Source organism: Streptomyces sp. NBC_01257 (assembly GCF_035917255.1).
GTDB lineage: Bacteria > Actinomycetota > Actinomycetes > Streptomycetales > Streptomycetaceae > Streptomyces.
Genome location: NZ_CP108472.1, coordinates 821857 through 843140, shown reverse-complemented (window position 1 = coordinate 843140; position 21284 = coordinate 821857). Strand labels below are relative to the sequence as shown.

Annotated in this window: 17 protein-coding genes and 1 riboswitch; of the genes, 9 read left to right on the top strand and 8 right to left on the bottom strand. The window is 73.9% G+C overall.

Annotation, left to right across the window (positions count from 1 at the left end; all coding sequences use genetic code 11):
* Positions 1-66 precede the first annotated feature (66 nt).
* Positions 67-254: riboswitch (cobalamin riboswitch) on the top strand.
* A 36-nt stretch (positions 255-290) separates the two neighbouring features.
* The 3 genes from OG408_RS03775 to OG408_RS03765 are packed head-to-tail and all read left to right on the top strand — an operon-like array spanning position 291 to position 3228.
* The gene (locus OG408_RS03775; RefSeq protein ID WP_405401725.1) at positions 291-1358 is read left to right on the top strand and encodes an ABC transporter substrate-binding protein; all 1068 of its coding nucleotides are present in this window, start codon (positions 291-293) and stop codon (positions 1356-1358) included.
* Positions 1355-2443, top strand: coding sequence for a FecCD family ABC transporter permease (locus OG408_RS03770; RefSeq protein WP_442806005.1), 1089 nt, complete (start codon positions 1355-1357; stop codon positions 2441-2443). Before OG408_RS03775 ends, OG408_RS03770 begins: the two co-directional genes overlap by 4 nt.
* The gene (locus tag OG408_RS03765; RefSeq protein ID WP_266786862.1) at positions 2440-3228 is read left to right on the top strand and encodes an ABC transporter ATP-binding protein; all 789 of its coding nucleotides are present in this window, start codon (positions 2440-2442) and stop codon (positions 3226-3228) included. The genes OG408_RS03770 and OG408_RS03765 overlap by 4 nt, the downstream gene beginning before the upstream one ends.
* A gap of 108 nt (positions 3229-3336) precedes the next feature.
* On the opposite strand, the gene OG408_RS03760 is transcribed toward OG408_RS03765, so the two are convergent.
* Complete coding sequence (locus tag OG408_RS03760; RefSeq protein ID WP_266786864.1) at positions 3337-4404, bottom strand: PRC and DUF2382 domain-containing protein; 1068 nt, start codon at positions 4402-4404, stop codon at positions 3337-3339.
* Positions 4405-4890: 486 nt separating this feature from the next.
* Between OG408_RS03760 and OG408_RS03755 the strand changes: the two genes are divergently transcribed.
* From OG408_RS03755 to OG408_RS03730, 6 genes are all read left to right on the top strand, one after another.
* Entirely contained in the window at positions 4891-5691 is an 801-nt protein-coding gene (locus OG408_RS03755) for an IclR family transcriptional regulator (protein WP_266786866.1), read from the top strand.
* An 83-nt stretch (positions 5692-5774) separates the two neighbouring features.
* Complete coding sequence (locus tag OG408_RS03750; RefSeq protein WP_266786868.1) at positions 5775-7448, top strand: OPT/YSL family transporter; 1674 nt, start codon at positions 5775-5777, stop codon at positions 7446-7448.
* Between the two features lie 91 nt (positions 7449-7539).
* Positions 7540-8598, top strand: a complete 1059-nt coding sequence (locus tag OG408_RS03745; protein WP_266787589.1) for a hypothetical protein — start codon at positions 7540-7542, stop codon at positions 8596-8598.
* A gap of 86 nt (positions 8599-8684) precedes the next feature.
* Positions 8685-9986 carry an alpha/beta fold hydrolase gene (locus OG408_RS03740; protein WP_326668177.1) on the top strand — a complete coding sequence of 434 codons (1302 nt, stop codon included), beginning with the start codon at positions 8685-8687 and terminating at the stop codon, positions 9984-9986.
* Positions 9987-10037: 51 nt separating this feature from the next.
* Complete coding sequence (locus OG408_RS03735; protein WP_285569356.1) at positions 10038-10763, top strand: adenosylcobinamide amidohydrolase; 726 nt, start codon at positions 10038-10040, stop codon at positions 10761-10763.
* A 55-nt stretch (positions 10764-10818) separates the two neighbouring features.
* Entirely contained in the window at positions 10819-11724 is a 906-nt protein-coding gene (locus OG408_RS03730; protein ID WP_326668171.1) for an NAD(P)-dependent oxidoreductase, read from the top strand.
* Positions 11725-11750: 26 nt separating this feature from the next.
* On the opposite strand, the gene OG408_RS03725 is transcribed toward OG408_RS03730, so the two are convergent.
* The 7 genes from OG408_RS03725 to OG408_RS03695 form a co-directional block, all read right to left on the bottom strand.
* Complete coding sequence (locus OG408_RS03725; RefSeq protein ID WP_326668169.1) at positions 11751-13019, bottom strand: sulfite oxidase; 1269 nt, start codon at positions 13017-13019, stop codon at positions 11751-11753.
* Between the two features lie 394 nt (positions 13020-13413).
* Positions 13414-14376 (bottom strand): RNA polymerase sigma factor SigF, encoded by a 963-nt coding sequence (locus tag OG408_RS03720; RefSeq protein ID WP_266786904.1) that lies wholly within the window; start codon positions 14374-14376, stop codon positions 13414-13416.
* 311 nt (positions 14377-14687) lie between these two features.
* Entirely contained in the window at positions 14688-15302 is a 615-nt protein-coding gene (locus tag OG408_RS03715) for a helix-turn-helix domain-containing protein (RefSeq protein ID WP_266786906.1), read from the bottom strand.
* Positions 15303-15358: 56 nt separating this feature from the next.
* Entirely contained in the window at positions 15359-17311 is a 1953-nt protein-coding gene (locus tag OG408_RS03710; RefSeq protein ID WP_326668167.1) for an ABC transporter ATP-binding protein, read from the bottom strand.
* Positions 17311-18135, bottom strand: a complete 825-nt coding sequence (locus tag OG408_RS03705) for an ABC transporter permease (protein WP_266786910.1) — start codon at positions 18133-18135, stop codon at positions 17311-17313. Before OG408_RS03705 ends, OG408_RS03710 begins: the two co-directional genes overlap by 1 nt.
* Positions 18132-19172: an ABC transporter permease gene (locus OG408_RS03700; protein ID WP_266786912.1), complete on the bottom strand. Its 1041-nt coding sequence runs from the start codon at positions 19170-19172 to the stop codon at positions 18132-18134. Before OG408_RS03700 ends, OG408_RS03705 begins: the two co-directional genes overlap by 4 nt.
* Positions 19169-21277 carry an alpha/beta fold hydrolase gene (locus OG408_RS03695; protein WP_266786914.1) on the bottom strand — a complete coding sequence of 703 codons (2109 nt, stop codon included), beginning with the start codon at positions 21275-21277 and terminating at the stop codon, positions 19169-19171. Before OG408_RS03695 ends, OG408_RS03700 begins: the two co-directional genes overlap by 4 nt.
* Positions 21278-21284 lie beyond the last annotated feature (7 nt).

Here is a 21284-nt window from a genome sequence, read left to right as displayed (position 1 = left end):
GGCCGGTGGCATGCGGGCAGGCCCCGCACCACCGGCCGCACCGCCGCTGAGCTGCACGGAGGCTCGTGGTAGCGTGCCGGAGCCAGTCGAACTCCACGTAGGGGTCAGGGAATCCGGTGCGAATCCGGAACTGACGCGCAGCGGTGAGGGGGACGGGCGGGGCCACGGCCACTGGGAGACCCACGGGTTCCCCGGGAAGGCGCCCCGTCCGCATGAACCCGAGTCCGAAGACCTGCTGGCACCCGCGGTCCGGGACCGGATCGCGGCACTCCGTACACCGGGCCCCGCGCATGGGCCCAGAGACGCCGAGGTACTCCGTGCCGCCCATAGCCGGCCACGCCCGCTCCGCCGCCCTGCTCACCGCCGCACTCCTGCTGCTGACGGCCTGCGGCGGCGGCGGGGACAGCTCCGCCGCCAAGTCCGGGGGAGCCGACGGCTATCCGGTGACCCTGAAGAACTGCGGGCGCACCGTCACCGTGCCCGCCGCCCCCCGGCGTGCCGTCCCGGTCGACCAGGGGTCGACCGAGATCCTGCTCTCGCTCGGGCTCGCCGACCGGCTCGCGGCCACGGCCACCTGGACCGACCCGGTGATGAAGGGCCTGGAGAAGGCCAACGCCGAGGTGCCCAGGATCGCCGACAACCGCCCCTCGTCCGAGAAGGTCCTCGACCAGGAGCCCGACTTCGTCAGCGCCTCCTTCGAGTCGACGCTCGCCAAGGGCGGTGTCGCCCCCCGTGAGCAGTTCGAGAAGCTCGGCGTCCCCACCTACGTCTCGCCCGCCGACTGCACCGCCAAGGACAACAGCAAGGACGGCGACGGGGTCCGCACCGGCGCCCTGACCATGGACAGCGTCTACACCGAAGTACGCGACCTGGCCAAGGTGTTCGGCGTCCCGGAACGCGGCGAGAAGCTCGTCGCCGACCTGCGCACCCGGGTGCGCGGGGCGACGAGCGGCATCGACGCCTCCGGCACGTCCCTCCTGTACTGGTTCGCCAACTCCGAGGCCCCGTACCTGGCCGGCTGCTGCGGTGCGCCCGGCATCATCACCCGGGAGCTCGGCGCGAAGAACGTCTTCGACGACACCCACGAGGAATGGCCGCAGATCAACTGGGAGACCGTCGCCGACCGCAACCCGGACGTGCTGGTCATCGGCGACCTGACCCGCAAGTCGCAGACCGCCGAGAGCGCCGCGAAGAAGATCGCCTTCCTGGAGTCCAACCCCGCCACGAAGAACATGGACGCCGTCCGGCACAAGCGCTACGTGCTGCTCAGCGGCCAGGCCATGAACCCGTCCATCCGGACGGTCGAGGGCCTGGAGCGCGTCGCCGCCGCGCTGCGCACCTTCGGGCTCGCGGGGTGACGGACACCGGGCAGGCCGTGGCGCCGCCCGGGGACGCGGCTGTGCGCGCCCGCCCCGGCCGGCGTGGCGGCAGCGGCATCCGGGCCGGCCTCCTGTGGACCGGCGGGCTGCTGCTGCTCGCCCTGTCCGTCGCGGTCGCCGTCACCATCGGACCGGCCCGGATCTCCGTCGCCGACGTCTGGTCCGTGGTCGCCGCCCACCTCGGCATCGGTGAGTCGGGGCTCAGCCCGATCCGCGACGGCATCATCTGGAACCTGCGGATGCCGCGGACCCTGCTCGCCGCCGTGTGCGGCGCGGGGCTCGCGGTCTGCGGCACCGTCATGCAGTCGCTGCTGCGCAACCCGCTCGCCGACCCCTTCGTCCTCGGGGTCTCCTCCGGGGCGTCGACCGGTGCGGTCGTGGTCGTCGTCCTCGGCGTCGGCGGGGGAGCGGTGTCCCTGTCGGCCGGTGCGTTCATCGGGGCGCTGTGCTCCTTCGCCCTGGTCATGCTGCTCAGCCACACTCTCGGGGGCAGCACCGACCGGGTCGTCCTGTCCGGGGTCGCCGCGATGCAGCTCTTCTCCGCGCTCACCTCCTTCGTCGTGATGACCGCGGCCGACGCCGAGCAGACCCGCGGGGTGCTGTTCTGGCTGCTGGGCTCGCTCGGCGGCGTCGGCTGGACCGATGTGTGGACCTGCTCCGCCGTGCTCGCCGTGACGCTGCTGATCTGCCTGGGCCACGCCCGTACGCTCGACGCCTTCGCCTTCGGCCAGGACGCGGCCGCCACCCTCGGCATCCACGTCGGCCGGACCCGGATCGTCCTGCTGTGCACGACCGCGCTGCTGACCGCCGCGCTGGTGAGCTCGGCCGGCGCCATCGGGTTCGTCGGGCTGGTGCTGCCGCACGCGGCCCGCGCCCTCGCCGGGTCCGGGCACCGCAGACTGCTGCCGGTCACCGCACTCGCCGGAGCCGTCTTCCTCGTCTGGGTCGACACCCTCGCCCGGACCGTCCTCGACCCGCAGGAGGTCCCGGTGGGTGTCGTCACCGCCCTGATCGGGGTGCCCGCCTTCGTCCTCGTCCTCTACCGCACCCGGCGGGCCACATGACCGCGACCACCCCCGGCGGCCTGCGGGCCGACCGGGTCAGCCGGCAGGCCGGCGGCCGTCTCATCCTGGACGGTGTCTCGCTCGCCCCGCCGCCCGGCGCGACCATCGGGCTGATCGGCCCGAACGGCTCCGGCAAGTCCACCCTGCTGCGGATCCTCGCCGGGGTCCTGGCCCCCGACGCCGGTCTCGTCACCCTCGACGACGACCCGCTGGCCGCCGTCGGCCGGCGCACCGTGGCCAGACGGGTCGCGGTCGTCGACCAGCACGCCGTCACCCAGGTCGAGCTCAGCGTCGTGGACGTCGTGCGCCTGGGCCGCATCCCGCACCGCCGCGCCTGGTCGGCGCCGACGGCACAGGACGAGCGGGCGGTGGGCGAGGCCCTGGAGCGGACCGGTCTCGCCGGCCGCCGCGACCAGTCCTGGCACACCCTCTCCGGCGGGGAGCGCCAGCGTGTCCAGATCGCCCGCGCACTGGCCCAGCAGCCGCGTGAACTCCTGCTGGACGAGCCGACCAACCACCTGGACATCCAGCACCAGCTGGAGCTGCTGTCCCTGGTCACCTCGCTCCCGCTGACCGCGGTCGTCGCCCTGCACGACCTCAATCTCGCCGCGATGTTCTGCGACCGGATCGTGGTGATGAACGGGGGACGGGTGGTCGCGGGCGGCACCCCCGCGGAGGTGATCACCGAGGAGCTCATCGCGGACGTCTACCGGGTACGGGCCGTCGTGACACCGGACGGCCCGCAGGGGCGCCCCGCCGTACGCTTCCGCCCGGAGCGGCCCTGACGTCCGCGTACGGACCCTCGTGCCGTGCCGCGCGAAAGGGCGGACCCCTGTGTGCGGGTCCGCCCCTCGCCGGGTGCCGTACGGCCGTCCGCCGCGATGTGCGGGGGGTCAGCGGCGTCGGCCCTGACCGAACTCGCCGCCCATGTCCTTGCCACCCATGTCCTTGCCGCTCTTGGTGGTGCCGTCCGCGTAGTCGATCTGCTCCTTGCGCAGTTCGGCGGAGACTTCCTTCTGCTCGGTCACCTTCTTCGTTTCCATCCGCACCCGCTCGACCGGCACGGTCTCCTTGCGCATCGTGGCGCGTTCGGCGTGCAGGGTGACCTCCACGTCCTGTTCGTTGATGTCCGTGCGGCCGGCCGCCTTGTCGCCCGGCTTGAGCGGCTCACGGATCACCCGCACCTCTTCGTGCGTCACGGGCACGGTCCTGGTGACGTTCTCGGTGACGACGTACTTGTGGAGGCGGGCCTTGCCGCTCTCGAACTCCTCGGTCCCGATGTGCAGCTGCTCCTCGGAACGGATCAGTTCCTCCTTGCCGTCGAGGCCGGCCGCCGCGGAACGTTCGGCGCCCGCTCCGGCTCCGACCAGCGGACGGGCCGTGCCCGAGGTCTCGGTGTCCCGGTGCTTTCCGGTACCCGCGCCGGCCATGCCGGCCGCCGGGGTGCCGGAGGTGGTGCCGGCCGACGTCGTCCGGTCGGTGCCCGAGGTGCGTGCGGCGCCCGCGGCGCCCGCCGCTCCGGCTCCGGCCGCCGCGCCCGCTCCGGCCGCGCCCATGGTGCCGGTACCCGTCGTGGTCGGCGCATTGGCGCTCGTGGTGCCGCCGGCCCCGGCGCGGTCGCCGAGATTGGCGGTGGTGTTCCTGCTCAGGCCGTAGTGCCGGTAGAGCTCCTCCTCCTCGGAGACGGACAGATGGGCGTCCGCGTCCACCCGCGGGGCTTCCTTGACCCGGTCCTTCGGATGCGAGATGTGCAGGTCGGAGCCCACGCGACGGGCTCCGTCGAGCGGCACGAAGCTCTCCTTCATGCCGAACAGGCCGGTCTTGACCGTGATCCAGTCCGGCCGGCCGGTGGTGTCGTCGACATACACCCGGCCCACATTGCCGATCTTCTCGCCCGCGGTGTCGTACACCGTCAGGCCGTCGAGCTCTCCGGAATCCGTGAAACCGTCAGCGGCTCCCATGACCGATTCCTCCTCGCCCGGGCGCGTCCTGTGGGTGGGTCCACCAGGGGAGGCGCGTCCGGATTCCATCGCGCCTCACCCGGATGGACGCTGCAACCGCCCGGCGCCCGGCAGCCGGGCGCCGAACCGTGCCGCGTCGGTACAGGCCCCGTGCGATGCCGCTGCGGGGTCGGTGCCCCGGTTAGGCCAATCGAGTGAACGGGGCTCGGGAGTGCCCTTCCGATCCGGCCGCCGCCGGCGGAGACGGTGCGCCGGATCGGGCGGTACCCGGCGGAGGCCGGTTCCCGGCCACCGTGACACCGGCCGCGGCGAGGGTGTGCTGCCCGCCCGTCACCACCTCTGAACAGGCCGTTCCCGCCGCGCGTGAATTTCCGGGAAACCCTTGACACCCGCTGGGTCCAGCCGCATCCTTTCGCCAGAAATCGCAACGGCGTTGCGATTTCCGCACCGACCTACGGACGACGTGGACGAAGGAGGCCCGGCCCCATGGCTGAGCACGGCACGGACACCAGCACCCCGGCCCCCGCCGGACAGCAGGCCCCCGCAGTCCTGCAGACCGTGGACCGGGCCCTGCTCGTCCTGCTCACGTTCACCGAGCAGCGCCCGGAGTGGGGCGTCAGCGAACTCGCCCGCCACCACGGCTGGGACAAGGCGGTCGTCCAGCGCCTGCTCACCACCCTGAGCGCGCGCGGCTTCCTGCTCTGCGACGACAACAGCCGCCGCTACCGCCCGGGTCCCGCCCTCTCGCGCCTGGCCCGGGTCAGCGAGCACAGCGGAGTGCTGTCCTCGATCTCCCGGCCGATACTCGCCCGCCTGCTCCGCGAGACCGGTGAGAGCGTCGTCCTCAACGTCCCGCACGGCGGCAGCTACCGCTGCGAGGCCGCCGTCGACGGCACCGGACCGGTCCGCTACACGGCGATCATCGGCGCGGTCATGCCCGGCCACGCCGGAGCGTCCGGCCACACCCTCTTCGCCTACCACCCCGAGGGCGAGATCCGGCAGATGTTCGGCGCCACTGGGCTGACACGCTTCAACGACCGCACCATCACCGACCTGGACGCGCTGCTCGCCTGCTACGCGCAGGTCCGCGCCGACGGGTACTGCATCAGCCACGGCGAGTACGACGAGGCCGTGACCGCGGTCTCCGTCCCCGTCTTCCAGGGGAACGGCGTCCCCGCCTCCCTCACCGTCATCGGCCCCTCCCACCGCGTGGACCGGGCCGCCGACACCCTCGTGACGCTGGTACGCGCCGGAGCGGCGGAGATCACCGCCGCCCTCGGCGGCTGAACCGCGCACCGGCCTCTCCGGCGCAAGCCACCGGGGGACACCCCGACCTCACCCACAGCCCTGCTCACCGAAGGGGGTGCCTCATGGCGCACCACGTCTCCGCGCCGCACCCTGCCCCACCGCCGGCCGGCCCCGACGAGCCCCGGTCCCACCCGCGGGTGATGGAACCCGTCCTGCTGGTCATCCTGGTGGTGCTCTCCGCCGTCGGAGCCGTCATCGGCATCGACCTGGTCTCCAAGCTGGGCATCTCCGCCAACACCTCGGTGGTCGGCGCACTCGTCGCTATGCTGATCGGCCGCATCCCGCTGGGCTTCCTGCGCCGGATGCGATCCGTGCACCGGCAGAACCTCGCCCAGAGCGCCATCTCCGCGGCGACCTTCGCCTCGGCGAACGCCCTGCTGACCTCCGTCGCGGTGCCGTACGTCTTCGGCCGCAAGGACCTGGTCTGGCCGATGCTCGCCGGCGCCTTCATCGGCCTCGTCGTGGACGCCTGGGTCCTGTACCGGGCCTTCGGCTCCCGGCTGCTGCCCGCCGACGCGGCCTGGCCGCCCGGCACCGCCGCGGCCGAGACCATCAAGGCCGGCGACCGGGGAGGACGCCGGGCCCTGATCCTGGCCGGCGGCACCGCGGTCGGCCTCGCCGGAACCCTCTTCAGCCTGCCGCTCTCCGCGGCCGGCGTGGCCTTCCTCGGCAACGTCTGGGCACTGATGATGTTCGGCATCGGCCTGATGCTGCGCCAGTACAGCCCCGACGTCTTCCACACCGATCTCGGCGCCGGCTACATCCCGCACGGCGTCATGGTCGGCGCGGGCATCGTCGCCCTCGGCCAGGCCGTCCATCTCCTGATAGGCCGCCGCGAACGCAAGCGGAAGGCCGCCGAGGCGGAGGCCGAGGCCACGAGCGCCGCGACGCTGGTGCAGACGGACCCCAGCACCGCGTACACCGTCGACGAGCGGGCCCTGCGCCTCTCCCTGATCCGCGGCTACGCGCTGTTCACCGCGGGCGCCGTCGTCCTCGCCGTGCTCGGCGGGCTGATCGGCGACATGAGTCCGCTCGGCATCGTCGGCTGGGTGCTGTTCGCCGCCTTCGCGGCCCTGGTCCACGAACTGATCGTCGGACTCGCCGCCATGCAGTCCGGCTGGTTCCCGTCCTTCGCCGTCACCCTGATCTTCCTCATCCTCGGCCTGGCCATCGGCATCCCGTCCGTGCCGCTCGCCCTGCTGGTCGGGTACGTCTCCGCCACCGGACCCGCCTTCGCCGACATGGGGTACGACCTCAAGGCCGGCTGGCTGCTGCGGCGCGAGCACCGTCCCTGGGACCCCTTCGAGCGCGAGGGCCGCCGCCAGCAGTTCATGGCCGCCCTCATCGGATTCGCCGTCGCCCTCGCCGTCGTCGCCCTGGCCTGGCGCTCCTACTTCGGACAGGGACTCATCCCGCCCGTCGCCAAGGTCTACGCCGACACCATCAAGAGCGGTCTCAGCGACCCGGACGCGGTGCGCACCATGCTGCTGTGGGCCATCCCCGGCGCCGCGATCCAGCTGCTCGGCGGCACCCGCCGGCAGATGGGCGTCATGCTCGCCACCGGCCTGCTCATCCTCACCCCGCAGGCCTGCTGGCTGGTCCTCGGCGCCCTCGTCGTCCGGGTCGGCTACCGCAGGCTGCGCGGCCCCGCGGCCGACGAGGAGCTCAACCTGGTCGGCGCCGGACTGATCGCCGGCAGTTCGCTCGGCGACTCGGCCCAGATCCTCAAGACCTGACGGCCCGCCACCCCCAGAACCACCAACCGCACCACCGCACCACCGCACCACTCAGCTCCACCCGCACGGCAAGGAGAACCACCCCGTGGACATGTACAGCAGGCTCGAACCGCGTCCCGAGTACCTCAGCTTCGAACTCGCCCTGGCCGCCCGCAAGCTCGTCGAGGAGGTCATGCTCGTCAAGCGCGGCGAGCACGTCGTCCTCACCGGCGACACCAGCAGCGACCGCCGCGTGATCGAGGCCACCGCCCAGGCCGTCGCCGCCGCCGGCGCGCACCCCGTCGTCGTCTGGTACGAGACGCTGCCCGGCGCCTCGATGGAGCCGCCCAGGCCCGTCGCCGGAGCCATCGCCGACGCCGACGTGTGGATCGAGTTCGCCGTCTCGTACCTGATGCACTCCGACGCCTTCCGCACCGCCATGGCGAACGGCTGCCGCTACACCAACCTCACCGCGATGGACGTCCAGATGCTGGTCGCCACCGTCGGCCGCCCCGACTTCCAGGGCGTCATCCGCCTCGGCAAGGCGCTGGTCGCCCTCCTGGAGGCCGCCGACGAGGTACGGATCACCTCCGCCAACGGCACCGACCTGGTCGGCCGCAACGGCGACCGGCCGATCAACCTCCGCGGCAAGCCCGCCGAGAAGCCCGGCGAGACCGTCATGCTCTCCGGCCAGATCTCCTGGAACCCCCTGGAGGAGACCCAGGACGGCGTCCTCGTCTTCGACGGCGCCCTGTGGCCGCCGGACGAGCTCGGCCTGCTGCGCTCGCCGGTCCGCTGCACCGTCGAGAAGGGCGTCGTCACCAAGATCGAGGGCGACGCCGACGCGGACACCTTCCGCCGCTGGATGGAGTCCTTCGACGACCCGAACATGTTCCGGATCGCGCACTGGTCGCTCGGCTTCAACCCCGGCGTCCTCGCCCCGACCGGCCGCATCGTCGAGGACGAGCGCGTCTTCGGCTGCGTGGAGCTCGGCATCGGCACCAAGGGCGCCTGGATCGGCGGCGAACCGTGGGTCGCCGCCGCCCACACCGACGGCAGCGTCCTCGGCCCGTCCATCTACCTGGACGGCGTCGCGATCGAGGAGAACGGGCGCTACGTGCACCCCGAGCTCGTCGGGATCTGCCGCGACCTGGGCGTCGCCGGCTACTGAGCCGACCGTCGGGCGGGCCCGCACCCTCGGGGGTGCGGGCCCGCCCGGCACCCGTGAAACCGCACCGAGACGCGCAAGGAGCGCCCATGACCACCCCCGCCCCCGTCTCCTACCGCCACGGCGGCCTGGTCTGCACCGACCACACCCTCGACGTGCCGCTCGACCACCGCACCCCCGGCGGACCGGCCATCGGCCTGTTCGCCCGCGAGGTCGTCGCCGAGGACCGCGAGCACGAGGACCTGCCCCGGCTGCTCTGGCTCCAGGGCGGCCCCGGCGGCCGCGCCGAGCGCCCCAACGCCGCGGGTGCCTGGCTGCGCCGCGCCCTCGCCGAACACCGCGTCGTCCTCATGGACCAGCGCGGCACCGGCCGCTCCACCCCCGCCGACCGCGTCACCCTGGCCCGCTTCGGCACGGACGCCGAGGCCGCCGCCGGGTATCTCGCGCACTTCCGCGCCGACTCGATCGTCCGCGACGCCGAACTCCTGCGCCGCCGCCTCCAGGGCGACCAGCCGTGGAGCGTCCTCGGCCAGAGCTTCGGCGGATTCTCCACCCTCACCTACCTCTCCCTCGCCCCCGAAGGACTCACCCGGGCGTACATCACCGGCGGGCTGCCCACGCTCACCGGCCACGCCGACGACGTCTACCGCGCCGCGTACGCCCGGACCCTCGCCCACAACGAACGCTACTTCGCGCGCTACCCCGGCGACCAGGCCGTCGCCGACGCCGTCGCCGCACACCTGGACACCCACGACGTACGGATGCCGACCGGCGAACGCCTCACCGTGCGCCGCTTCCAGACCCTCGGCATCACCTTCGGCACCGCGTCGAAGTTCGACTCGCTGCACTACCTCCTGGAGACCGCGTTCACCGAGGGTGCCGACGGGCCGGAGCTCACCGACACCTTCCTGCGCGGCGTCGACGCCGCCGTGTCCTTCGCCGAACGCCCCCTGTACGCCGCGCTCCACGAGCCGATCTACGCCCAGGGCGGCCGCCCCACGGACTGGTCCGCGCACCGGATCCGCCAGGAGTTCCCCGCGTTCGACGCCACCGCAGGCGGCCCGCTCCGGCTCACCGGCGAGATGGTCTACCCGTGGCAGTTCGACGAGGACCCCGCGCTCGTCCCGCTGCGCGCCGCCGCCGAGGCGCTCGCCGCCCGTACCGACTGGCCGGCCCTGTACGACCTCGACCGGCTCGCCGCGAACGAGGTCCCCGTCGTCGCCGCCGTCTACCACGACGACATGTACGTGGACCGGGAGCACGCCCTGGCCACCGCCGACGCCGTACGCGGCCTGCGCACCTGGGTCACCGACGCCTACGCCCACGACGGGGTCCGGGCCGACGCCGCCGTACTCGACCGGCTGATCGCCATGGCGCGCGGCGAGGCCTGACCCGCCGCGGCGACGGGCGGGGCGCTCCGGAGCGCCCCGCCCGCGGCACCTATGATCGACAGGTCCGTGCCGACCGCCGAGCTGCACCACCGGGGGTGTCCCATCCGTTCCGTACGCATCGGACTGCCCGGTCAGCGCGGCGAACTGCTGGCACGGAGCGAGGACGGACAGGACCTGCACCACCTCGTGTGGCGGCTGGGGCCCGGATGGCGGGTGTGCAGCAGCGCGGTGCTCGGCGGCGGCATCGGCCCGCGCGGCTGGATCCTCAACGCCCAGGTGCCCGGCGGCTATCCGCGCACGGACCCCGACCGCCACCTCGCCGAGATCGCCGCCGCCGCACGGCTCACCGGACCCGGCGCCGGACTGATGACCGCCGCCGACGTGACCGCGTACACGGCCGCCGCCGACCAGGGCGTCACCGCGACCGCCACCTGCGGCCTCGGCGTACGCGGCTGGGCGGCGACACCGGCCGAGGGAACCGGCGGACCGCAGCGGCCGGGGACGGTCAACATCGTCGTCACGCTCCCCGTGCCGCTGTCCGACGCGGCACTCGTCAACGCCGTCGCCACCGCGACCGAGGCCAAGGTGCAGGCACTCCTGGACGCCGGCCTCGACTGCTCCGGCACCCCCACCGACTCCGTCTGCGTCGCCGCACCCGCCCCCTCGCCGGACACCGGCGCCGGTGAACCGTTCGCGGGCCCCCGCTCGCGCTGGGGAGCCCGGCTCGCCAGGGCCGTACACACCGCCGTCCTCGAAGGCGCGCTGCGACAAGCCTGAGCATCCGAAGCGCCGCGCGCCGAACCGGGCGCGGCCGACGAAGGGAATCGCCCTCATGACCCCAGCAGCCGACATCGTCCGGGAGCGGCCGGCCGTCGCCGTGCTCGGCACCGGAATCATGGGCTCGGGCATGGCCCGCAGCCTGCTCAGGGCCGGTCTCGACGTCCGCGTCTGGAACCGCACGCACGAGCGGGCCGTCCCGCTGGCCGCCGACGGCGCCACCGTGGCGGAGACCGCGGCCGACGCCGTCCGCGGCGCCGACGTCGTGCTCACCGCGGTCAACGACAGCACCGCCGTCGCCGCCGCGCTCACCGCCGCGTCCGACGGGCTGCACCGCGGCCAGGTCCTCCTGCAGAGCTCCACCGTCGGGCCCGAGGCGACCGCCGAGCTCGCCCAGCGCGCCGCCGACCTCGGCCTCGTCTACCTCGACGCCCCGGTCTCCGGCACCAGGCAGCCCGCCGAACAGGGCACCCTGACCGTCTTCGTCTCCGGACCGTCCGCCGCCCGCACGGTCACCGGACCCGTCCTGGACGCGATCGGGCAGCGCACCGTCTGGGTGTCCGATGAGCCGGGCGCCGCCTCCCGGCTGAAACTCGTGGTCAACACCTGGGTGATCACCATGGTCGGCGGTGTCGCCGAATGCCTGAACCTCGCCGAGGGGCTCGGCGTGGACCCGCAGACCTTCCTCGACGTGATGAAGGGCGGCCCGCTCGACTCCGCCTATCTTCAGGGCAAGTCCGCCGCGGTGCTATCCGGCGACCTCACCCCGAGCTTCGCCCTGTCCACCGCCCTCAAGGACACCCGGCTCATCCTCGAAGCGGCCGAACGGTCCGGCGTCCGGCTGGACCTGACCGCCGCTTCGGCGGCCCGCTTCGAACGGGCCGAGGCGGCCGGGCACGGCGACGAGGACATGATCGCCACCTACTACGCCGGCCGCCCCACGGAGACGGACGGCGGCTGACCCCGGCCCCCTGGACCGTCACCCCGTCAGACGACCTGGACCTCGTGCCGCACCACCGCGTCGAACAGATAGCCCTGGGTGTTGGGGACGGCGACCTCCGGCTGGGTGCGGCCCGACCGGTCCGTCGCCCGTGCCAGAAGGACGGCGGGACCGCGGTCCCGGGGAACCCAGTCGGCCGACCAGCGGACCCAGCTCCCGCTGCGCGGCTCGTCGCGCAGCCGGGCGCGACGCCACCGCACACCCCCGTCGGTGCTGACCTCGACCCTGCGCACCGGCGCCCCGCCCGACCACGAACGCCCCGTCAGCACCTGGCGCCGGCGGGCGGGGAACTCGGCCCCCGGAGCCAGTTCGAAGGCGCTCTTCAGCGTCTGCCGGGTGAGCGGCGCACTGCCCTCCGCCGGGTAGCCGGGGCCGAACAGCCGGTAGAGACCGGTGTTCCACGGGGAGACCAGCGGCTGGGCACTCACCTCGATGTCGCCCACCCACTTGATGTTCGCGATCCCGACCCAGGACGGCACGATCAGCCGCACGGGAAAGCCGTGGTCGGGCGGCAGCGGCTCGCCGTTCATCTCGTACGCGAGCAGGACGTCGTCCAGCGCCTTCGCCACCGGCAGCGGCCGGCGCACGTGCCCGAGGTTGATCCCGTCGCTGATCACCTCGTCGTCCAGGCCGCGCGGCAGCACGTCGACCGCTCCCCGCGCGATGCCCGCGCGGTGCAGCACATCGGCCAGCCGCACCCCGCGCCAGCGGGCCGTACCGATCGCGCCCAGCGTCCACGCGGTCCCGGTGACCTGCTCGTTCTGCTGCGTCGTGTAGTAGCTGCGGGCATTGCCCGCGCACTCGACGAACGCGGTACGGGTCACCGAGGGCAGGGCACGCAGCTCGTCGTACGTGAACTCCACCGCCGGACCCCTGAGCCCGTCGCCCCACACCCTCAGCCGCCAGCCGGCCGCGTCGATCCGCGGGGTGACGGTGTGGTTGCGCACGAAGAAGCGGTCGGCCGGGGTGAGCAGTCCGGTCGTCCGCAGCGCGGCGAAGTTCGTCTCCGCGTTGGTGCCGCGCACCGTGAACACCTCGGGCGGCAGCGGCTTCACGATGCCCGGAGCGGCGGTCGCGGCCCCCTGCGCCGCGTGGGCGGGAGCGGCGAGCCCGGTCAGCGGGCCCGCCACGGAAGCCGCCGCGACCAGCCGCAGCAGATCGCGCCGCTCGATCCCCGCGGAGCGCGCGGCACCGCGCGACCACTGACGCAGCCGCATTCCGTCGTAGGCGGCCTCGGACGGCGGGACGGGTCTCATGGGCAACTCCAGGTACGAGCGGACGGGGAGAGGTGAACGAGGAGCAGCCCGGACCGGTTCGGCGCAGCGGGGAGGAGCGCCTCGGTCGCGGGCATGCGGGCGAGCGTGTCAGCGGCCGGGGGGAGCGTCAACAGCGTCCCCGTGCGGCAACGGGCCCGCGGGAAAAGGGCGAAGAGCGGCCCGCCGGTCTGCCGGGCGCCGCCCTGCGGCCCCTGGGCCTGCGGGGACGCGCCGCGCGCGGGGGAGTGCGCGAGGCGGTGTGCGCGGGGGCGGACGGGGTCGCGGGCCCGCGCGAATTCATCGGGCCGCAATGTACGGGCGCCGGGTGTCACGCGTGCCCGGAAACGACGAAGGGGCTCCCGGCCGTGACGGCCGGGAGCCCCTTCGTCCCCGCTCACTCCTCGACGAACATCCCGTCGCGGAGCTTGTGCAGAATCCGGCTGATCAGCCGCGAGACGTGCATCTGCGAGATGCCGAGCTCCGTGCCGATCTGTGACTGCGTCATCTCCTGACCGAACCGCATGTCGATGATGCGCCGCTCACGGTCGTCGAGATCGCCCAGCAGCGGCGCCAGCGTGTGCAGGTTCTCCACCGTCTCCATGGCCGGGTCCGGACTGCCCAGCACATCGGCGAAGGTGCGCCCCGCCGCGCTGTGCTGACCCGCGTCCGCCGGAGCGGCCGGCATGTCCAGCGAACCCGCCGTGTAGCCGTTGGCCGCGACGATGCCCTCGGTGATCTCGTCCTCGCTCAGCCCCAGCTGCTCGGCGAGTTCGGAGACCGTGGGATCCCGGTCGAGTTCGGTGGCCAGGGTCTCCTTGGTCTTCGCGATGTCGACGCGCAGTTCCTGGAGCCGGCGCGGCACATGGACCGCCCAGCTGGTGTCGCGGAAGAACCGCTTGATCTCCCCGGTGATGTACGGGACCGCGAAGGAGGTGAACTCGACCTCGCGGGACAGGTCGAACCGGTCGATGGCCTTGATCAGCCCGATGGTGCCGACCTGGACGATGTCCTCCATGTCGCCGCTGCCCCGGTTCCTGAACCGGCCGGCGGCGAACCGGACGAGGGAGAGGTTCATCTCGATGAGCGTGTTGCGCGCGTACTGATGGGCGTGCGTGCCCTCCTCCAGGACCTGGAGGCGGTCGAAGAACAGCCGGGACAGCTCCCGTGCGTCGGTGGGGGCCACCTTGCCCGCGTCCTCGATCCAGGGCAGATCACCGAGGTCACCGGGGGCCGGTGCGGACCCGATGCGCTCCTCGCTCCCGGCGGCAGCCGCCAGGACCGTCCCGTGGCCGGCGGGCGCCGACCCAGCACTCTCCGCTCGCTCCGCACCGGCAGTCCGCGCAGTGTGCGTCGTCATCTCGTCACGCTCCCCTGGTGGTAGGCCATGAGGTCTAAGCGTGTGCCCCGTCAGAACGCTCCCATGCACACAACCGGAAGTCGATCATGTCGCGGCAGGCCAATGGCCTGGATGTGACGTGATTCTTCGTCATATACGTGCGGTACCAGGCATACCGGTACGAAGAACCGCCCCACCGGTACGGGGGAGCCCGGTGGGGCGGTCGTCTCCAGAGTGCCACAGCCACCGCGGCCGGGGGGACCGGGCGACGCATATCCGGCGGTAGTTGAGTCAAAATCGACGGTGCCCCGATGTGGCCCCGCCTGCGGAACTCAGTCGCGCGGATAGCCGACGACGGTGTGCGTCACCGCGGGCGAGTCCTCGGTCGTGTAGTAGTGGCTGCACTGCGCCGAGAACCGGGCCGTGTCGCCCGCCTCCAGCAGATACGGGACGTCGTTCACCACCAGCGTCACCCGGCCCGACATCACCAGCACGTACTCCACCGAGTCCGTGCCGTGCGAGCTGACCTGACTCTGCGCGTGCGGGTGCAGCCGGGTCCGGTAGATCTCCATGCGGCCCTGTTCGTGGCCGGCGTAGAGCAGGCTGACCGTGGTCTCGTCCGCGGGTTCGTCCAGCGACGCGGCCCGGATGATCTCCGGCTCCAGCAGCGGCTGGCGCAGCAGATCCGTGCAGTTGGTGCCCAGCACATCGGCGATCCGGACCAGCACGTCGACGGTCGGATTGGCCTCGGCCCGCTCTATCTGGGACAGCAGCCCCTTGCTGACCCCGGTCGCCGCCGACAGTTCGCGCAGGCTCCAGCCACGGGCGAGGCGGCGGCGGTTGAGGTTCCCGGCCAGGGACGCCCGCACACCGGAGGCGCCGGACTGCTGGGCCTCCGGCGGACGCGCGGCCGCGGGCGGTCCGGCGCTGGTGGTCGGCTCGGACACCGCTCCTCCTCGCTCTCGGTGGTACGCGCAGGTCAGCGGCACACTCTACCCGGGTGTCAGTGGCCCGGTCCGGGGTTCGCGTCCTCGTCAGCGGCCCGGGGCAGGGCATCGATCATGCGGCGGGTCCAGGAGTGCCGCGGCGCGTCCAGCACCTGGGCCGCCGCCCCCTGTTCGACGATCCGGCCCCGGTGCATGACCACCACCCGGTCGGCGATCTGCCGCACCACCCCCAGGTCGTGCGTGATGAACAGGACCGCGAAGCCCTCCTCGCGCTGAAGGGTGACGAGCAGGTTGAGCAACTGCGCCTGGACCGACACATCGAGCGCCGCCACCGCCTCGTCGCAGATCAGCAGCCGCGGCCGGGCCGCGAGCGCCCGTGCCAGGGCCACCCGTTGACGCTCGCCGCCGGAGAGCGCGGCCGGACGGCGCGAGGCGTACGAGGCGGGCAGGCCGACCTGTGCGAGCAGGGCGTCCACCCCGGCCGCGGGCGGGCCGCCCTTCCCGCGTCCGCCCGAAGCGGCGGCCAGCGCCTCGCGCAGCGTCGCGCCCACGGTCCGCAGCGGGTTGAGCGAGGAGTACGGGTCCTGGAACACGATCTGCGCCTGTCCGGCCAGGCGCCGCCGGTCGGCGGTGCCCGGACGGTGCCCCGCGGGCAGCGCGATCCCGCCCACGGACACCGCGCCGCGGTCGAACGTCTCCAGGCCGACCGCGATCCTCGCGAGCGTCGTCTTGCCGGAGCCGGACTCGCCGACCAGGGCGACGACCGTGTTCCGCGGAACCGTCAGACTCACGTCGAGCAGCGCGGTGTGGTCCCCGGCCGACGAGCGGAACGTGCGGTCGACGGAGGCCACCACCAGCGCCGCTTCCGGCTCCGGCCGCGTGCCGGGTTCCTGGCCGTACTCCGGTGCGGCCGCGGCGATCTCGCGGGCCGCCGGCGCGGAGAGCACGCCGGCGATCTCGGCGATCCGTACACAGGCGGACCCGCGGTCCGTGTCCCCGGCGGCCGCCCCGGACCCCGCCGCCGGTGGCGGCAGCAGCTCGACCGGTGTGCTGCGGCACACCTGCGCCGCATGGGCGCAGCGGTCGGCGAACGGGCAGCCCGGACCCCGGGATCCCGGCGCGGGCACGGAGCCGGGGATGGCCGGAAGCCGCGCGAACCGCTCGCGCACGGACGGTTCGGAGGCCAGCAGTCCCGCGGTGTACGGATGCCGCGGTCCGGACTCCAGCTCCCGCGAGCGGCCGTGCTCCAGCACCTGGCCCGCGTACAGCACGTACACCCGGTCGCAGGCGGAGAACGCGACCCGCAGATCGTGGGTGATGAGGACCAGGCCCATGCGGCGGCTCTGCTGCAGACCGCGCAGCAGGTCCAGCACGGCGCGCTGATTGGCCGCGTCCAGCGCCGTGGTCGGCTCGTCCGCGATCAGCAGTTCGGGGTCGCCCGCGAGCGCCGCGGCCGCGGCGACGCGCTGGCGCATCCCGCCGGACAGCTCGTGCGGATAGCGGTCGGCGACATCGGGGGAGAGCCCGACCTCGGTCAGCCGCCGCTCCACCTCCGCACGCCGGGCCGCCCGGTCGCGCCGCAGCCGCCCGCCGTCGAGGCCGCGGAGACCGTCCGCGATCTGGCGCCCGCAGGTGAGCTGCGGATGCAGCATGGTGAACGGATCCTGCATCAGCAGGGTGACGCGCCGGCCGCGCAGCGCGTGCCGGTCGCGCGGCGACAGGGTCAGGACCTCCTGGCCGTCGATGCGAACGGAACCGCCCGTCACCCCGGTCCCCGCCGGCAGCAGCCCCGCCACCGCCCGCATGGCCAGGGACTTGCCGCTGCCGGATTCGCCGACGATGCCGATGCACTCGCCGCGGCCGACGGCCAGCGAGATGCCGTCCAGGATCGGGACCGGGCCGCCCGGCGCGGCCGTCGCCGCCACGCGCAGACCGTCGACGGCGAGCAGGGGCACGGTGGCCGGTGCGGCGGGGGCGGGACGGCTGTCCGTCGCCGGGTGCGCTGCCATCAGGACCTCCCACGGTCGGAGAACGCCTCGAACAGCCGGTCGCCGAGGAGGTTGAGGGCCACGGCCGCCGCGACGATGAGCACCGCCGGAGCGAGTGCCGCGGACGGGTTGTCGTACAGCAGGGTGCGGTTCTCGGAGAGCATCCGGCCCCAGTCGGGGGCGCCGGGCGGCACCCCGAGGCCCAGGAACGACAGGGAACTCAGCGCGACGATCGCACCGGCGAAGTTCAGCAGGGTGTTGGCCACCACGACGGGCAGCACATTGGGCCAGATGTGGCGGGTCATCACCGTGAGACGCGAGAGCCCGAGGGTCTCCGCCGCCTCGACGTACGCCCGGTGCCGCTGCTCCAGCACGGCGGACCGGACCAGCCGGATGTCGGCGGGCGACGTCAGCACGACGAGCACGCCGACGGCCAGGGCGTAGCCGCCTCCGCCGATTCCCGCGACGACGATCGTCACCAGGAGCGCGGGCAGGGCCAGCAGCAGATCGGCCCAGCGCCGCACGACGGTGTCGATCCAGCCGCCCCGGTACCCGGCGAGGAGCCCGAGGACGTTGCCGATGACCATCGACCCGATCGCGACCAGCGCCGCACCGGCGAGGGTGGACCGTGCGCCCGCGACGACCATCCGGGCGATGTCGCGGCCGAGTTCGTCCGTGCCGAGCGGATGCCCGCCGCCCGGCATGGCGGCGCCGGTGGCGAGATTCTGCGCGTCCCAGTCCGGCAGGACCAGCTGCCCGACGGCCGCGGCCAGGGCGAACAGCGACAGCAGGACGGCGCAGGAAACGGTGAGCGGGGAGAACCTGCGGGAGGTGCGGGTCTTCATGCGTTCTCCTCCTCACGGTCGCCGGACGCCGGCGCCGCAGCCGAGGTCCTCGCCGCGGGTGCGGTCCGGAGCCGCGGATCCAGCAGGGGTTGTACGAGATCGGTGGCGAGGCCGGCCAGACAGACCAGGGCGGCGATGAGCAGCGCCTCGGCCTGGACCACGGGCACGTCCCGGAAGGTGACCGAGTCGACCAGCAGGGAACCGAGCCCGGGCAGTGCGAAGACCTCCTCCACCATGACCGTGCCGGCCAGCAGGTAGGCGAGGACCAGCCCGATCCCGGTGAGGACGGGGACGACGGTGCCGCGCAGCACGTACCGCAGCAGGATGTCCCGCTCCCGCACCCCCCGGGCGCGGGCGAACGTGACGTGTTCCCGGTCGAGTTCCCGGATCACGGCCGCCCGGGTCAGTTTCAGCAGGACGGCCGTGACGGCGAGGCCGAGCGCCAGCGCGGGCAGCACCAGATGGCTCAGCCGGTCGGTGCCCGCCCCCTCGCCCGGTCCGTATGCGGGGAACCAGCCGAGCATCAGCGCGAAGACGTAGATGAGCACCAGCCCGCCCGCGAACGCCGGCGTGGACAGCGCCACCACGCCGAGGCTCTGCACGGCCCGGTCGGTGGCCCGCCGGTTGCGCAGGCCGGCCAGGACGCCCAGCGGCAGTCCGACGAGCAGCGCGACGGCGAAGCCCAGACCGACCAGCTGGCCGGTGAGCACCAGCCGGTCGCCGAGTGCGGCGCCGACGCTCTCGCCGGTACGGATCGACGTACCGAGATCGAGCCGGACGGCGTCGCTCAGCCAGTACCAGTACTGCACGGCCATCGGGCTGTCCAGGTGGTGGCGGGCCCGGACGGCGGCCAGCGCCTCGGGGGTGGCGCTGCGGGGACCGAGCAGCGTCTGGGCCGGATCACCCGGTGCGGCCTGGAGCAGGGCGAACACGGCGACGGACAGCACGACGAGGAGTCCCAGCGTGCCGCCGAGACGGCGCACCACGAGCCGGGCGGGGAGCGCGGACCGCAGCCGCGCCCGCCGGGTGACGGTCATCGCCCGCCTCCAGCCGTCAGGGGTACGGCAGGACCGGACGGCTTCAGGGGGGTGTCGCCGTCCGGTCCTGCCGCGGGAGCCGTGCCGGGGATCGGCTCGGGGGAAGCGTCCCCCGGCACGGCGGTCTGTGGGGCGGCCGCGGGACGCGGCGCCAGGTGGGTGGCGAGCCACTGCTCGGTCCGGGCGGCGGCGTCGAGGAGATGGCCGCCGTCGGTGAACTCGTGGCCCTCGTCCGGGTACACGTACAGCTCGACGGGCGCGCGGCCGGTCCGCAGCAGCGACCGGTACAGCTCGTGGGCCTGGCCGACCGGGGTGACCCGGTCCGCGGAGCCGTGGACGATCAGTGTCGGCGTGCCGCTGCCGCCGCGGGCGAAGACCGGCGAGCGCCGGATCAGCCCTTCCGGGGCGTCCGGGCCACCGATGCCGTAGGTGCGGTCGTAGCCGCCGCCGATGTTGCTGGTGTGCGTGAAGCTCAGCCAGTCGGTGGGCGCGGAGACGACGACCGCGGCGCGGAAGACATCGGTGCGGGCCGCGGCCTGGGCGGCGAGGAAGCCGCCGTAGCTGTGGCCCAGGACGGCCGTACGGTCCGGGTCGGCGAGCCCCGAGTCGACCAGGTGGCGCACCCCGGCCAGCACGTCGTCCAGGTCGGCGCCGCCGACGTCACCGACCACGGCACGGGCGTGTTCGATCCCCCGGCCGTTGCTGCCGCGCGGGTTGGGCAGCAGCACCAGGTATCCGGCGGCGGCCAGCGCCGGGGCGAGACCCAGTACGTCTCCCGGCGCGTATCCGGCGGACCAGAGCCAGGCGGGGCCGCCGTGGACGAGGACGGCGAGGGGCCGGGGCCCGGTGCGCTCGCCGCTGGACAGGACCAGCCCCTGCACGGTGCGGCCGTCGGGCGCGGACCAGAGGGTCTGCGCGGTGCGGACACGGGCGAGCACCGGGTCGGGCGTGTTGAGCGCGGTGACCGGCGCCCAGTTCCAGGCGTCCGGTCCCTCGGTGCGGGCGACCACCGCTTCGGGTGGCCTGCCCGGTGCGTCGAGCACGGTGGCGGCCAGCCGTCCGTCGGCGCTCAGCGAGAGTCCGGGCTGGTAGCCGGCCCCGCCGAGCGTCACCGGCCCCGACCAGCAGGTGCCGGCGGGCTGTCCGGTGCGGCCGACGCGGGAGCCCGTCCCGTCCCAGCCCGCGAACCACAGTGCGCCGGGCGCGTCGTCGTCGAACCGCAGCCAGGTCGCGTCCTCGACACCGGGCACCACGGAGCTGTCCCCGGTCGTCAGGCCGACCACGACGGGGCGTCCGGCGACGATGGAGATGCCTTCGCAGACCGCGGCGGTCCGGCCGTCGGCTGCGAGCGCGGGAGCGCCCAGCTGCCCCTGCGGCGTGTACACGGTCCTGGCGGTGCGGGCGTCGAGGTCCAGGGCGGCGAAACGCGCGCCGTAGTACCCGGCGGGCAGCGTGTCCTCGCAGACCGTGGCCGCGGCGGTCGCCCCGCCGCGCCAGGCGACGTTCCACACGGTGAGCCCCGCGGGCCCGGCCTCGCGCACGGAGCCGTCGGCGAGGCCGACGAGATGCAGCGAACGGCGGCCCGTGCCCCGGGCGAAGTGTTCCGGCGCCGGTACGGATCCGAGGCGTACCGGCAGCCCGAGGTGCATGCCGTCGCGCTCGGCGCCGTCCGCCGCACAGAGCAGCAGGGCCTGGCTCCCGTCGTCGGACACCAGCAGCTCCTCCACCGCGCCGGGGGCCGTCGCGACCGTGCGGACGGTGCCGGAGACGGTGTCCAGGGCCGCGAGCCGCACCTCGGTCCCGGCCGGGCCCTCGCTCTGCGCGATGTGCAGCAGGGTGCGGGAATCCGGCAGCCAGCGCGGACTGTGACGGTCCGTCGGGGCGTCCGGCCCGGACGGTGCGCGGAGCGCGGGCGTCCCCGGGTCCGCTCCGCCGTCCCGCGCCCCGGCCGGGACCGGGGCGAGGACGAGTGCGGCATGCTCGGGACCGGCCGCCGCCACGGCGACGGCGCGGCCGTCCGGGCTGATCCGGGCCTCGACCGGGTGGACCAGGCGCAGCATCGCCTCGCGGGCGCGCCGCACGACGGTCGCAGCGGTACTGGGCATGGGGGTC

What these genes read in the sequence shown, in the direction of transcription:
- OG408_RS03750 (WP_266786868.1), top strand. Translation starts at nt 5,775, where the DNA reads ATGGCGCACCACGTCTCCGCGCCGCACCCTGCCCCACCGCCGGCCGGC.
- OG408_RS03740 (WP_326668177.1), top strand. Translation starts at nt 8,685, where the DNA reads ATGACCACCCCCGCCCCCGTCTCCTACCGCCACGGCGGCCTGGTCTGC.
- OG408_RS03705 (WP_266786910.1), bottom strand. Translation starts at nt 18,135, where the DNA reads ATGAAGACCCGCACCTCCCGCAGGTTCTCCCCGCTCACCGTTTCCTGC.
- OG408_RS03695 (WP_266786914.1), bottom strand. Translation starts at nt 21,277, where the DNA reads ATGCCCAGTACCGCTGCGACCGTCGTGCGGCGCGCCCGCGAGGCGATG.
- OG408_RS03735 (WP_285569356.1), top strand. Translation starts at nt 10,038, where the DNA reads ATGATCGACAGGTCCGTGCCGACCGCCGAGCTGCACCACCGGGGGTGT.
- OG408_RS03730 (WP_326668171.1), top strand. Translation starts at nt 10,819, where the DNA reads ATGACCCCAGCAGCCGACATCGTCCGGGAGCGGCCGGCCGTCGCCGTG.
- OG408_RS03710 (WP_326668167.1), bottom strand. Translation starts at nt 17,311, where the DNA reads ATGGCAGCGCACCCGGCGACGGACAGCCGTCCCGCCCCCGCCGCACCG.
- OG408_RS03755 (WP_266786866.1), top strand. Translation starts at nt 4,891, where the DNA reads ATGGCTGAGCACGGCACGGACACCAGCACCCCGGCCCCCGCCGGACAG.
- OG408_RS03720 (WP_266786904.1), bottom strand. Translation starts at nt 14,376, where the DNA reads ATGACGACGCACACTGCGCGGACTGCCGGTGCGGAGCGAGCGGAGAGT.
- OG408_RS03745 (WP_266787589.1), top strand. Translation starts at nt 7,540, where the DNA reads ATGTACAGCAGGCTCGAACCGCGTCCCGAGTACCTCAGCTTCGAACTC.
- OG408_RS03760 (WP_266786864.1), bottom strand. Translation starts at nt 4,404, where the DNA reads ATGGGAGCCGCTGACGGTTTCACGGATTCCGGAGAGCTCGACGGCCTG.
- OG408_RS03700 (WP_266786912.1), bottom strand. Translation starts at nt 19,172, where the DNA reads ATGACCGTCACCCGGCGGGCGCGGCTGCGGTCCGCGCTCCCCGCCCGG.
- OG408_RS03765 (WP_266786862.1), top strand. Translation starts at nt 2,440, where the DNA reads ATGACCGCGACCACCCCCGGCGGCCTGCGGGCCGACCGGGTCAGCCGG.
- OG408_RS03775 (WP_405401725.1), top strand. Translation starts at nt 291, where the DNA reads ATGGGCCCAGAGACGCCGAGGTACTCCGTGCCGCCCATAGCCGGCCAC.
- OG408_RS03725 (WP_326668169.1), bottom strand. Translation starts at nt 13,019, where the DNA reads ATGAGACCCGTCCCGCCGTCCGAGGCCGCCTACGACGGAATGCGGCTG.